At 43.1% G+C, this 12,094-nt stretch carries 14 protein-coding genes; 13 read left to right on the forward strand and 1 reads right to left on the reverse strand.

Translation table 11 applies throughout. From position 1 onward, the window contains the following. Window position 1 precedes the first annotated feature (1 nt). The 3 genes from HMPREF3057_RS07290 (at window position 2) to deoD (ending at window position 2,432) form a co-directional block, all read left to right on the forward strand. On the forward strand, window positions 2-562 hold the full coding sequence (locus HMPREF3057_RS07290) for a DUF1697 domain-containing protein (protein ID WP_070697058.1): 561 nt from the start codon (window positions 2-4) through the stop codon (window positions 560-562). Further along, complete coding sequence (locus HMPREF3057_RS07295; protein WP_000143350.1) at window positions 559-1,368, forward strand: purine-nucleoside phosphorylase; 810 nt, start codon at window positions 559-561, stop codon at window positions 1,366-1,368. Before HMPREF3057_RS07290 ends, HMPREF3057_RS07295 begins: the two co-directional genes overlap by 4 nt. Before the next feature lie 353 nt (window positions 1,369-1,721). Continuing rightward, on the forward strand, window positions 1,722-2,432 hold the full coding sequence (gene deoD, locus HMPREF3057_RS07300) for a purine-nucleoside phosphorylase (RefSeq protein ID WP_000022092.1): 711 nt from the start codon (window positions 1,722-1,724) through the stop codon (window positions 2,430-2,432). 32 nt (window positions 2,433-2,464) lie between these two features. Here the strand turns inward: deoD and pavA are convergent, their stop codons facing one another. After that, window positions 2,465-4,120 carry an Rqc2 family fibronectin-binding protein PavA gene (pavA, locus tag HMPREF3057_RS07305; RefSeq protein WP_049479719.1) on the reverse strand — a complete coding sequence of 552 codons (1,656 nt, stop codon included), beginning with the start codon at window positions 4,118-4,120 and terminating at the stop codon, window positions 2,465-2,467. Window positions 4,121-4,224: 104 nt separating this feature from the next. Here pavA and ybeY point away from each other — a divergent pair, with 104 nt between their 5' ends. The 10 genes from ybeY to smpB all read left to right on the forward strand — a co-directional run bounded on the left by ybeY (window position 4,225) and on the right by smpB (window position 12,088). After that, window positions 4,225-4,722, forward strand: a complete 498-nt coding sequence (gene ybeY / locus HMPREF3057_RS07310) for an rRNA maturation RNase YbeY (RefSeq protein ID WP_049479718.1) — start codon at window positions 4,225-4,227, stop codon at window positions 4,720-4,722. Then, window positions 4,703-5,098, forward strand: a complete 396-nt coding sequence (locus HMPREF3057_RS07315; RefSeq protein ID WP_000378186.1) for a diacylglycerol kinase family protein — start codon at window positions 4,703-4,705, stop codon at window positions 5,096-5,098. The genes ybeY and HMPREF3057_RS07315 overlap by 20 nt, the downstream gene beginning before the upstream one ends. Before the next feature lie 16 nt (window positions 5,099-5,114). Then, entirely contained in the window at window positions 5,115-6,014 is a 900-nt protein-coding gene (gene era, locus HMPREF3057_RS07320) for a GTPase Era (RefSeq protein WP_000143274.1), read from the forward strand. Between the two features lie 48 nt (window positions 6,015-6,062). Next, window positions 6,063-6,887 carry a DNA-formamidopyrimidine glycosylase gene (gene mutM, locus HMPREF3057_RS07325; protein ID WP_049479717.1) on the forward strand — a complete coding sequence of 275 codons (825 nt, stop codon included), beginning with the start codon at window positions 6,063-6,065 and terminating at the stop codon, window positions 6,885-6,887. Beyond that, a complete protein-coding gene (gene coaE / locus HMPREF3057_RS07330) occupies window positions 6,887-7,492 on the forward strand; it encodes a dephospho-CoA kinase (RefSeq protein ID WP_049479716.1) in 606 nt (201 codons plus the stop codon). Before mutM ends, coaE begins: the two co-directional genes overlap by 1 nt. Beyond that, window positions 7,479-8,678, forward strand: a complete 1,200-nt coding sequence (locus HMPREF3057_RS07335; RefSeq protein ID WP_049479715.1) for a multidrug efflux MFS transporter PmrA — start codon at window positions 7,479-7,481, stop codon at window positions 8,676-8,678. Before coaE ends, HMPREF3057_RS07335 begins: the two co-directional genes overlap by 14 nt. Continuing rightward, entirely contained in the window at window positions 8,678-8,827 is a 150-nt protein-coding gene (rpmG, locus tag HMPREF3057_RS07340; RefSeq protein ID WP_007519517.1) for a 50S ribosomal protein L33, read from the forward strand. The genes HMPREF3057_RS07335 and rpmG overlap by 1 nt, the downstream gene beginning before the upstream one ends. A gap of 39 nt (window positions 8,828-8,866) precedes the next feature. Continuing rightward, window positions 8,867-9,100, forward strand: a complete 234-nt coding sequence (gene secG, locus HMPREF3057_RS07345) for a preprotein translocase subunit SecG (RefSeq protein ID WP_000282517.1) — start codon at window positions 8,867-8,869, stop codon at window positions 9,098-9,100. Window positions 9,101-9,303: 203 nt separating this feature from the next. Beyond that, entirely contained in the window at window positions 9,304-11,658 is a 2,355-nt protein-coding gene (gene rnr, locus HMPREF3057_RS07350) for a ribonuclease R (RefSeq protein WP_070697061.1), read from the forward strand. Beyond that, the gene (gene smpB / locus HMPREF3057_RS07355; protein ID WP_001051743.1) at window positions 11,621-12,088 is read left to right on the forward strand and encodes an SsrA-binding protein SmpB; all 468 of its coding nucleotides are present in this window, start codon (window positions 11,621-11,623) and stop codon (window positions 12,086-12,088) included. The genes rnr and smpB overlap by 38 nt, the downstream gene beginning before the upstream one ends. Window positions 12,089-12,094 lie beyond the last annotated feature (6 nt).

Consider the following 12,094-nt stretch of genomic DNA (forward strand, 5'->3'; position numbering starts at 1 on the left):
GATGACACACTATGCTTTACTGGTAAGGGGCATTAATGTCGGTGGGAAAAATAAGGTTGTTATGTCGCAACTTCGTCAAGAATTGACAGAGTTGGGAGTGGAAAAAGTTGATACCTACATCAACAGTGGCAATATTTTCTTTACTTCGACAGATGCCAAAGCCCAATTGGTTGAAAAGTTAGAGGCATTCTTTGAAGTCCATTATCCATTTATTCAGAGCTTTTCCTTGCTGAGTCTTGAGGACTTTGAAGCAGAAATTGAAAATCTACCTGAATGGTGGACCAAAGATTTGGCACGAAAGGATGTGCTCTTCTACACGGAGAGCTTGGATGTTGCTCAAGTCATTGAGAAAGTTGAAAGTTTGGAACTGAAAGATGAAGTGGTTCATTTTGGAAAACTTGGGATTTTCTGGGGGAAGATCTCTGAAAAATCCTACTATGCAACTGCCTATCATAAGCACTTGCTCAAGATGCCTTTCTATCGCAACATTACTATTCGCAATGCAAAAACCTTTGACAAAATTGGTCAAATGCTAAAAAATAAAAAAGGAGACACACAATGACATTTTTAGATAAGATCAAGGAAACAGCTGCTTTCCTGAAAGACAAGGGAATACTAGCGCCTGAGTTCGGTCTAATCCTTGGATCAGGACTTGGAGAATTGGCGGAAGAAATCGAAAATCCAGTTGTAGTAGACTATGCAGATATTCCAAACTGGGGTCGTTCGACAGTAGTCGGTCACGCTGGTAAATTGGTATATGGAGAACTTGCAGGTCGTAAGGTCTTGGCTCTTCAAGGTCGTTTCCATTTCTACGAAGGAAATCCTCTGGAAGTCGTGACTTTCCCAGTACGTGTGATGAAAGTTCTCGGATGCGAAGGTGTCATTGTAACCAACGCAGCTGGAGGTATTGGATTTGGTCCTGGTACCTTGATGGCTATCTCAGACCATATCAACATGACGGGTCAAAATCCATTGATGGGTGAAAATTTGGATGACTTTGGTCCACGTTTCCCTGATATGTCTAAGGCCTACACACCAGAATACCGCGCTACTGCCCATGAAGTGGCTAAAAAACTTGGTATCAAGCTTGATGAAGGTGTCTATATTGGTGTGACTGGTCCGACTTATGAAACACCAGCAGAGATTCGTGCCTATAAGACACTGGGAGCAGATGCCGTTGGTATGTCTACGGTTCCTGAAGTAATCGTGGCAGCCCACTCTGGCTTGAAAGTTCTCGGTATTTCATGTATTACTAACTTTGCGGCTGGTTTCCAAGAAGAACTCAACCACGAAGAAGTTGTAGAAGTAACCGAACGTGTCAAAGGCGACTTTAAAGGCTTGCTGAAAGCGATTCTTGCTGAATTGTAATGAATACTTATCATAGAAAGGTAGAGTGAAGTGTTCTGATTTGAACACGAGCGGAAAATCTTTCATAACAATAAAAGAAAGGATGGGTAAACCGTATTTGTTGAACTGAATACGGGCGGAGAACTGTGTAAAAAAGATAAACTGTCTAACATCTGCGATGTGTCGTCAGTTTCCTATTTTTCCTTTGTTCTCTGTAGCTATCCTAAATATACAAAAAGAAAGGTAGAGCGAAGTGTTCTAATTTGAACACTAGCGGAAAACTCGGAAAATAGATAATCTGACTGAGAAATCAGGATTTCTCGTCAAATTCCTAATTTTCAGTCGTTTTCTTCTCGCTCTTTGTATCATAAACTATGTCTATCCATATTGCTGCTCAGCAGGGTGAAATTGCTGATAAAATTCTTCTTCCTGGGGATCCTCTTCGTGCGAAATTTATTGCGGAAAACTTCCTTGAAGATGCTGTTTGTTTTAACGAAGTGCGTAACATGTTTGGTTACACTGGTACTTACAAGGGTCACCGTGTATCGGTCATGGGAACTGGGATGGGGATGCCATCCATTTCGATTTATGCGCGTGAGTTGATTGTGGACTACGGTGTAAAGAAATTGATCCGTGTGGGAACTGCGGGTTCGTTAAACGAGGATGTTCATGTCCGTGAATTGGTTTTGGCGCAAGCAGCTGCAACCAACTCAAACATCATCCGCAACGACTGGCCACAGTATGATTTCCCACAAATCGCTAGTTTTGACTTGCTAGACAAGGCCTACCATATCGCCAAAGAACTAGGTATGACCACCCACGTTGGGAACGTTTTGTCATCAGATGTCTTTTACTCAAACTACTTTAAAAAGAACATCGAGCTTGGTAAATGGGGAGTCAAGGCTGTGGAAATGGAAGCAGCAGCTCTTTACTATCTTGCTGCCCAACACCACGTCGATGCACTTGCTATCATGACCATTTCTGATAGCTTGGTCAATCCAGATGAAGACACTACGGCAGAAGAACGCCAAAATACCTTCACCGATATGATGAAGGTTGGTTTGGAAACCTTGATTGCAGAGTAAATTGTAAACGAAAATCCTGATTTCAAGTGGAATCAGGATTTTTTCATAGATGCGATTTTTTCTGGATCTGGTGTGACACGGAGGGTCTTTTGTCCTGTGTAGGTTACAAATCCGGGTTTTCCTCCTGTTGGTTTGTTGAGTTTCTTGACTTCAATCATATCCACTTGCACGAGATTTGACAAACGCCCTTTGGAGAAGTAGGCAGCTAGTTCGGCTGCATCTGTCTTGACTTCGTCAGAAGGATTGAGATTTCCTGAGATGACGACATGACTTCCAGGAATGTCCTTGGCATGGAACCAGAGTTCCTCCTTGCGGGCCATTTTAAAGGTCAATTCCTCATTTTGAAGGTTGTTTCGACCGACATAGATAATGGTTTTGCCATCGCTCGCCAGATACTGTTCTGGTTTTTTGCGTTTCTGAATTTTCTCGCGTTGGCGTCTTCTGATGAAGCCAGTTTGAATCAATTCTTCACGTATTTCAGCGATTTCTTCTAGTCCAGCTTGGTTGAGCACAGTCTCCACACTTTCTAGATAAAGAATGGTTGCCTTGGTTTCCTCAATCAGATCAGTCAGGTATTTGACAGCTTCTTTGAGTTTCTGGTAACGCTTAAAATAGCGTTGAGCATTCTGGCTGGGAGTCAAGGCCTTATCAAGCGCAATGGTGATAGGCTGATTGGTGTAGTAGTTGTCTAGGATAACCTGGTCTTGGTCATTAGGTGCTTGATGAAGGAAGGTTGTCAACAATTCCCCTTTTTGGCGAAATTCCTCAGCATTGTCTGTCGCTAGTAACTCTTTTTCTTGTTTTTTAAGCTTATGTCGATTTTTCTGAAGTTCATTTTCAACACGACGAATGAGCTCACTGGCTTGCTGTTTGACGCGGTCGCGCTCAGCTTTATCCTTATAATAGGTATCTAAGAGATCCGAAAGACTGGTAAAAGACTCTCCCACCTGATTCGCAAAAGGAACTGGACTGAAGGAAGTCTCTGTTAAGCATGGCTTGGTTTTTTGATTGAAAAAGTTACGGAAAGTAGACAGTTTATCACTGACAAGAATGTTTTCCAATTCATTTGCTGTATCGCGTCCTAAACCTTGAAAGAGGCTTTGAAGATTTTTTGCTGTTAGTTCTTGGGTTTGTAGGATTTCAAAGAGCTTTTCATCCTTGATAGTAAAAGGATTGAGAGACTCGGTACTTGGCGGAGCGATATAGGTCGATCCTGGAAGTAAGGTGCGGTAGCTATTTTGTGAAAAGCCGACGTGTTTGATGACTTCGAGGATTTTATGGCTACTTTTATCCACGAGGAGAATATTGCTGTGTTTACCCATGATTTCGATAATGAGAGTCGCCTGAATATGGTCTCCAATCTCGTTTTTATTGGAAACCGTGATTTCCACAATACGGTCATTTTCGATTTGCTCAATTGACTCAATCAGGGCACCCTGCAAATACTTTCTCAAAACCATGATAAAAGTGGAAGGTTGGGCTGGATTTTCAAAGGTCGTTTGGGTCAGCTGGATGCGACCAAAAACGGGATGAGCAGAGAGGAGCAGACGATGGCTTTGGCGATTGCTGCGGATTTGCAAGACCAATTCTTGTTCAAAAGGCTGATTGATTTTCTGAATGCGACCATTGACCAACTCGCTTCGTAATTCCTCAACCATGTGGTGTAAAAAAAATCCGTCAAATGACATCGTTCTCTCCTTGTGATTGTATTCCATAGTATTATATCAAAAAGGTAGAATAAAATCATGGAAATGTGGTATAATAAAGCCAAGTAAAGAGAATCGAGAAGTACATGTATATTGAAATGGTAGATGAAACTGGCCAAGTTTCACAAGAAATCTTGCAACAAACCCAAGAAATTTTGGAATTTGCAGCCCAAAAAATAGGAAAAGAAGACAAGGAGATGGCAGTTACTTTTGTGACCAATGAGCGTAGCCATGAACTCAATCTCGAGTACCGTGATACGGATCGTCCGACAGATGTCATCAGCCTTGAGTATAAGCCAGAGTTGGACATTGCCTTTGATGAAGAAGATCTGCTTGATAATCCTGAATTAGCAGAAATGATGTCTGAGTTTGATGCCTACATTGGGGAACTTTTCATCTCTATCGATAAAGCGCATGAGCAAGCTGAGGAATACGGTCACAGCTTTGAGCGTGAGATGGGCTTCTTGGCAGTACACGGCTTTTTACATATCAACGGCTACGATCACTACACTCCGGAAGAAGAAACGGAGATGTTCGGTTTACAAGAAGAAATTTTAACAGCCTATGGACTCACAAGACAATAAACGAAAATGGAAAAATCGTGACCTGGTATCTAGTTTAGAATTTGCTCTTACAGGAATTCTGACTGCCATCAAGGAAGAACGCAATATGCGAAAACATGCAGTGACAGCCCTTGTGGTTATCCTTGCAGGTTTTGTTTTTCAGGTGTCACGAATCGAATGGCTCTTTCTCCTAATGAGCATTTTCTTGGTAGTGGCCTTTGAGATTATTAACTCTGCTATTGAAAATGTGGTGGATTTAGCCAGTCACTATCACTTTTCTATGTTGGCAAAGAAAGCCAAGGACATGGCGGCAGGAGCCGTGCTGGTGGTCTCTCTTTTTGCTGCAGTGACAGGTGCACTTATCTTTCTCCCACGCATTTGGGATTTATTATTTTAAACAGTAAGAGGAAATTATGACATTTAAATCAGGCTTTGTAGCCATTTTAGGGCGTCCCAATGTTGGGAAGTCAACCTTTTTGAATCACGTCATGGGGCAAAAGATTGCTATCATGAGTGATAAGGCGCAAACAACGCGCAATAAAATCATGGGGATTTACACCACAGATAAGGAGCAAATCGTCTTTATCGACACTCCGGGGATTCACAAGCCTAAGACGGCTCTTGGTGATTTTATGGTGGAATCTGCCTACAGCACCCTTCGTGAAGTGGATACTGTTCTCTTCATGGTGCCAGCTGATGAGCCACGTGGTAAGGGCGACGATATGATTATCGAGCGTCTGAAAGCTGCCAAGGTTCCTGTGATTCTGGTGGTGAATAAGATTGACAAGGTTCATCCAGACCAGCTTTTGGCTCAGATTGATGACTTCCGTAACCAGATGGACTTTAAGGAAATTGTTCCGATCTCAGCTCTTCAAGGAAATAACGTTTCTCGTCTAATTGACATTCTCAGTGAAAATCTTGAGGAAGGTTTCCAGTATTTCCCAGCTGATCAAATCACAGATCATCCTGAGCGTTTCTTGGTTTCAGAGATGATTCGTGAGAAAGTTCTTCATTTAACTCGTGAAGAGATCCCTCACTCAGTTGCTGTAGTAGTTGACTCTATGAAGCGTGATGAAGAGACCGACAAGGTTCATATCCGAGCTACTATTATGGTTGAGCGTGATAGCCAAAAGGGTATCATCATCGGAAAAGGTGGCGCCATGCTCAAGAAAATTGGGACCATGGCCCGTCGTGATATCGAACTCATGCTAGGGGATAAGGTTTTCCTAGAAACTTGGGTCAAGGTCAAGAAGAACTGGCGTGATAAAAAGCTAGATTTGGCTGACTTTGGCTATAATGAGAAAGAATACTAAGTAGAGGTGGGCTCATGCCTGCTTCTTGTTTTTACAGAAGGAGGATTTATGCCTGAATTACCTGAGGTTGAAACCGTTCGTCGTGGCTTAGAAAAATTGATTTTGGGAAAGAAGATTTCGAGTGTAGAGGTTCGTTATCCTAAGATGATCAAGACAGATTTGGACGAGTTTCGAAAGGAAGTGCCTGGTCGAGTAATTGAGTCAATAGGACGCCGTGGGAAATATTTGCTTTTTTACCTGAAAGACAAGGTCTTGATTTCCCATTTGCGGATGGAGGGCAAGTATTTTTACTATCCGGATCAGGTTCCTGAACGCAAGCATGCCCATGTTTTGATTCATTTTGAGGATGGAAGCACTCTTGTATATGAGGACGTGCGCAAGTTTGGTACCATGGAACTGCTTGCCCCCGACCTATTGGACGCCTACTTTGTTTCTAAAAAATTAGGACCTGAGCCAATAGAGCAGGACTTTGATTTGCAGTCCTTCCAAGCTGCTCTAGCCAAGTCTAAAAAGCCTATCAAATCCCACCTCCTAGACCAAACCTTGGTCGCTGGTCTTGGAAATATCTATGTGGATGAGGTCCTCTGGCGAGCGCAGGTCCATCCAGCTAGACCTTCCCAGACTTTGACAGCAGCAGAAGCGTTAGCTATTCATGACCAGACCATTGCTGTTTTAGGACAGGCAGTTGAAAAGGGTGGCTCTACCATTCGCACCTATACCAATGCCTTTGGGGAAGACGGAACCATGCAGGACTTCCATCAGGTCTATGATAAGACTGGACAAGCATGTTCCCGCTGTGGCACCTTCATTGAGAAATTCCAGCTCGGTGGACGAGGAACTCATTTTTGTCCTCAGTGTCAAAGGAGGGACTGATGGGAAAAATCATCGGAATCACAGGAGGAATTGCCTCGGGTAAGTCAACTGTGACAAATTTCCTAAGAGAGCAAGGCTTTCGAGTGGTCGATGCTGACGCAGTCGTCCACCAACTACAAAAACCTGGTGGTCGTCTTTATCAGGTCTTAGTTCAGCACTTTGGACAGGAAATTATCCTTGAAAATGGAGAACTTAATCGCCCTCTCTTGGCTAGTCTCATCTTTTCAAATCCTGAGGAGCGAGAATGGTCTAAGAAAACACAAGGAGAGATCATTCGTGAAGAACTGGCAGCATTGCGAGATCAGTTAGCTCAGACAGAAGCTATCTTTTTCATGGATATTCCCCTACTTTTTGAACAGGGATATGCCAACTGGTTTGATGAAACATGGCTGGTCTATGTGGACCGAGATGTTCAGGTAGAACGTTTCATGAAACGGGATCATCTTTCTAAGGAAGTAGCAGAGTCCCGTCTTTCCGCCCAGTGGTCTTTAGCAGAAAAGAGAAAATTGGCAAGTCATATATTAGATAACAATGGCAGTCGTGATCAGCTTGTGGCTCAAGTAGTGAAGTTACTTGAAGGAGGCGATAGCTGTGCAAGAGATTAGTTGGAAAGAGAATCTTCGTGTCGCCTGGTTCGGTAGTTTTCTAACGGGCGCCAGCATTTCCTTGATCGTTCCTTTCATGCCTATCTTTGTGGAGCAGTTGGGAATTGAAGGAGACCAAGTTGCTTTTTATGCTGGATTAGCCATCTCAGTTTCGGCTGTTTCAGCAGCTCTAGTTTCTCCTATCTGGGGTATTCTTGCTGACAAGTACGGTCGAAAGCCCATGATGATTCGAGCTGGGCTTGCCATGACCATCACTATGGGAGGTTTGGCCTTCGTGCCAAATATCTATTGGCTACTCTTTCTGCGCTTGCTCAATGGTGTATTTACTGGATTCGTTCCCAATGCAACAGCCTTGATTGCTAGTCAGGTACCTAAAGATAAGTCGGGAGCGGCTCTGGGGACTCTATCTACAGGTGTAGTTGCGGGAACACTGACGGGCCCCTTTGTTGGAGGCTTTATTGCTGAAATTTTTGGCATTCGTAATGTTTTTTTATTGGTAGGCGCTTTCTTATTTTTAGCTGCAATCCTAACCATTTTCTTTATCAAGGAAGATTTTCAGCCAGTAGCTAAGGAGAAGACTATCCCAACGAAAGAAGTATTTTCTTCTTTCAAGTATCCTAGGCTTTTAGTGAATCTATTTTTGACGAGCTTTGTCATTCAATTTTCAGCTCAATCAATTGGCCCCATTCTAGCTCTCTATGTGCGGGACTTAGGACAGACTGAGAATCTCCTCTTTGTATCAGGACTAATCGTATCCAGCATGGGATTTTCTAGCATGATGAGTGCTGGAATTCTAGGAAAACTTGGCGATAAGGTAGGGAATCATAGATTGTTGGTCGCGGCTCAGATTTATTCCGTCATCATTTACCTTCTTTGTGCCCATGCAACCAGCCCCCTTCAACTTGGCTTGTATCGTTTTCTCTTTGGTCTGGGAACGGGAGCTCTCATACCAGGTGTCAATGCCCTTCTTAGCAAAATGACTCCAAAATCAGGTATTTCAAGGATTTTCGCCTTCAACCAAGTCTTTTTTTATCTCGGTGGAGTGATTGGACCTATGGCGGGATCCGCAGTTGCAGGATATTTGGGCTACCATGCTGTCTTTTATGCGACAGCAGCCTGTGTGGCTTTCAGTTGTTTATGTAACTTAGTGCAATTTAGATCATTATTAAAAGTAAAGGAAATCTAGTGCGAGTAAAAATCAATCTCAAGTGCTCCTCTTGTGGCAGCATGAATTATCTAACCAGTAAGAACTCCAAAACCCATCCAGACAAGATTGAGGTGTTAAAATATTGTCCAAAGGAAAGAAAAGTAACTTTACATCTTGAATCTAAGTAGAATTTATGGTAAAATAATAGGGATTTTAAGGAGTTTGATATGTATAACCTATTATTAACCATTTTATTAGTATTATCTGTTGTGATTGTGATTGCGATTTTCATGCAACCAACTAAGAACCAATCCAGCAATGTATTTGATGCCAGCTCAGGTGATTTGTTTGAACGTAGTAAAGCGCGTGGTTTTGAAGCTGTGATGCAACGTTTGACAGGTATTTTAGTCTTTTTCTGGCTAGCCATTGCCTTAGCATTGACGGTATTATCAAGTAGATAAGAAATGGGCAGGACTAGGTCTTTGCCTATTTTTATTTTTATACTCTTCAAAAATCAAATTCAAACCACGTCAGCGTCGGCTTGTCGTACTCAAGTACTGCCTGCGCCTAGCTTTCTAGTTTGCTCTTTGATTTTTATTGAGTATTAAATGATGTTTGAGAAGGTCTTACAGTAAAAGAAAATTAAAAAATCTAGAAAGAAAACATGAAAGATAAAATTAAAGAATATTTGCAAGAGAAGGGGCGAGTGACGGTAAATGACCTGGCTCAGGCTCTCGGAAAGGATGGGTCCAAGGATTTCCGTGAGTTGATTAAAACCCTGTCTCTGATGGAAAGAAAGCACCAGATTCGATTTGGAGAAGATGGCAGCCTCACCTTGGACCAGAAGAAGAAACATGAAATCACCCTCAAAGGGGTTTTTCATGCCCATAAAAACGGCTTTGGCTTTGTTACTCTAGAAGGGGAAGAGGACGATCTTTTTGTAGGAAAAAACGATGTCAACTATGCCATTGATGGCGATACAGTTGAGGTGGTCATAAAGAAAGTTGCTGACCGCAACAAGGGAACTGCTGCAGAAGCCAAAATTATTGATATCTTAGAACACAGCCTGACAACCGTTGTCGGTCAAATTGTTCTGGATCAGGAAAAGCCCAAGTATGCTGGCTATATTCGTTCCAAAAATCAAAAAATCAGCCAACCGATTTATGTGAAGAAACCGGCTATCAAGTTGGAAGGTACTGAAGTTCTCAAGGTCTTTATCGACAAATACCCAAGTAAGAAACATGATTTCTTTGTCGCTAGTGTTCTGGACGTGGTGGGGCACTCGACAGATACTGGGATTGACGTTCTTGAAGTCTTGGAATCCATGGATATTGTTTCAGAATTTCCAGAAGCTGTTCTCAAGGAGGCAGAAAGTGTGCCAGATGCTCCGTCTCAAAAGGATATGGAAGGTCGTCTGGACCTGAGAGATGAGATTACCTTTACCATTGACGGTGCGGATGCCAAGGACTTGGATGATGCGGTACACATCAAGCCTTTGAAAAATGGCAATATCGAACTCGGAGTTCACATCGCGGATGTTTCCTACTATGTGACAGAGGGTTCTGCCCTTGACAAGGAAGCCCTTAACCGCGCGACTTCTGTTTATGTGACAGACCGTGTGGTCCCAATGCTTCCAGAGCGTTTGTCAAATGGTATCTGCTCTCTCAATCCTCAAGTAGATCGCTTGACCCAGTCAGCTATTATGGAAATTGATAAACATGGTCGTGTAGTCAACTACACCATCACACAAACGGTCATTAAGACTAGCTTCCGTATGACCTATAGTGCTGTTAATGATATCCTAGCTGGTGACGAGGAGAAGAGACAAGAGTTTAAGAAAATTGTTCCTAGTATCGAGCTCATGGCCAAGCTTCATGAAAGGCTAGAAAACATGCGTGAGAAACGTGGAGCTATCAATTTTGATACCAGCGAAGCAAAGATTCTAGTGGATAAAAAAGGCAAGCCTGTGGATATCGTCCTTCGTCAGCGTGGTGTTGCCGAGCGGATGATTGAGTCCTTCATGTTGATTGCTAATGAAACGGTTGCCGAGCACTTTAGCAAGCTGGATCTTCCTTTCATTTATCGGATTCACGAGGAGCCCAAGGCTGAAAAAGTTCAGAAGTTTATTGATTATGCTTCGAGCTTTGGTTTGCGGATTTATGGGACTGCCAGTGAGATTAGCCAGGAGGCGCTTCAAGACATCATGCGTGCTGTTGAGGGAGAACCCTATGCGGATGTATTGTCCATGATGCTTCTCCGATCCATGCAACAAGCTCGCTATTCAGAGCACAATCACGGTCACTATGGTCTTGCTGCTGATTATTACACTCACTTTACCAGCCCTATTCGCCGTTATCCAGACCTCCTTGTCCATCGAATGCTTCGGGATTACGGCCGTTCTAAGGAAATAGCAGAGCATTTTGAGCAAGTGATTCCAGAGATTGCAACCCAGTCTTCCAATCGTGAGCGTCGTGCCATCGAGGCCGAGCGTGAAGTCGAAGCCATGAAAAAGGCTGAGTACATGGAAGAATACGTTGGTGAAGAGTACGATGCAGTTGTATCCAGCATCGTCAAGTTTGGTCTCTTTGTTGAATTGCCAAATACAGTCGAAGGCTTGATTCACATTACCAATTTGCCTGAATTTTATCATTTCAACGAGCGTGACTTGACACTCCGTGGAGAGAAATCAGGAACAACCTTCCGTATAGGTCAGCAGATTCGCATTCGAGTTGAAAGAGCCGATAAGATGACAGGTGAGATTGACTTCTCTTATATCCCAAGTGAGTTTGATGTCATTGAAAAAGGCTTTAAACAAGCTGGTCGCAAAGAAAGAGGTCGTGGTTCAAGTCGTCGTTCAGACAAGAAGGAAGACAAGAGAAAATCAGGGCGCTCAAATGATAAGCACAAGCATTCACAAAAAGATAAAAAGAAAAAAGGCAAGAAACCCTTTTACAAGGAAGTAGCTAAGAAAGGAGCCAAGCATGGCAAAGGGCGAGGGAAAGGTCGTCGCACAAAATAAAAAGGCGCACCACGACTATACAATCGTAGATACGCTAGAAGCAGGGATGGTCCTGACTGGAACTGAAATCAAGAGCGTTCGAGCTGCTCGAATCAATCTCAAGGATGGGTTTGCCCAAGTGAAAAATGGGGAAGTCTGGTTGAGCAACGTTCATATCGCCCCTTACGAAGAGGGCAATATCTGGAATCAGGAACCAGAACGCCGTCGCAAACTCCTGCTCCATAAGAAACAAATTCAAAAATTGGAACAAGAGACCAAAGGGACAGGAATGACCCTTGTTCCCCTCAAAGTCTATCTCAAAGACGGCTATGCCAAGCTTCTTTTAGGACTTGCCAAAGGGAAACATGACTATGACAAACGGGAGTCAATCAAGCGTCGTGAACAAAACCGCGACATCGCGCGTGTGATGAAAGCTGTCAACCAGCGTTAAGAAGAG

It is taken from the genome of Streptococcus sp. HMSC072D05 (genome assembly GCF_001815805.1).
Lineage (GTDB): Bacteria > Bacillota > Bacilli > Lactobacillales > Streptococcaceae > Streptococcus.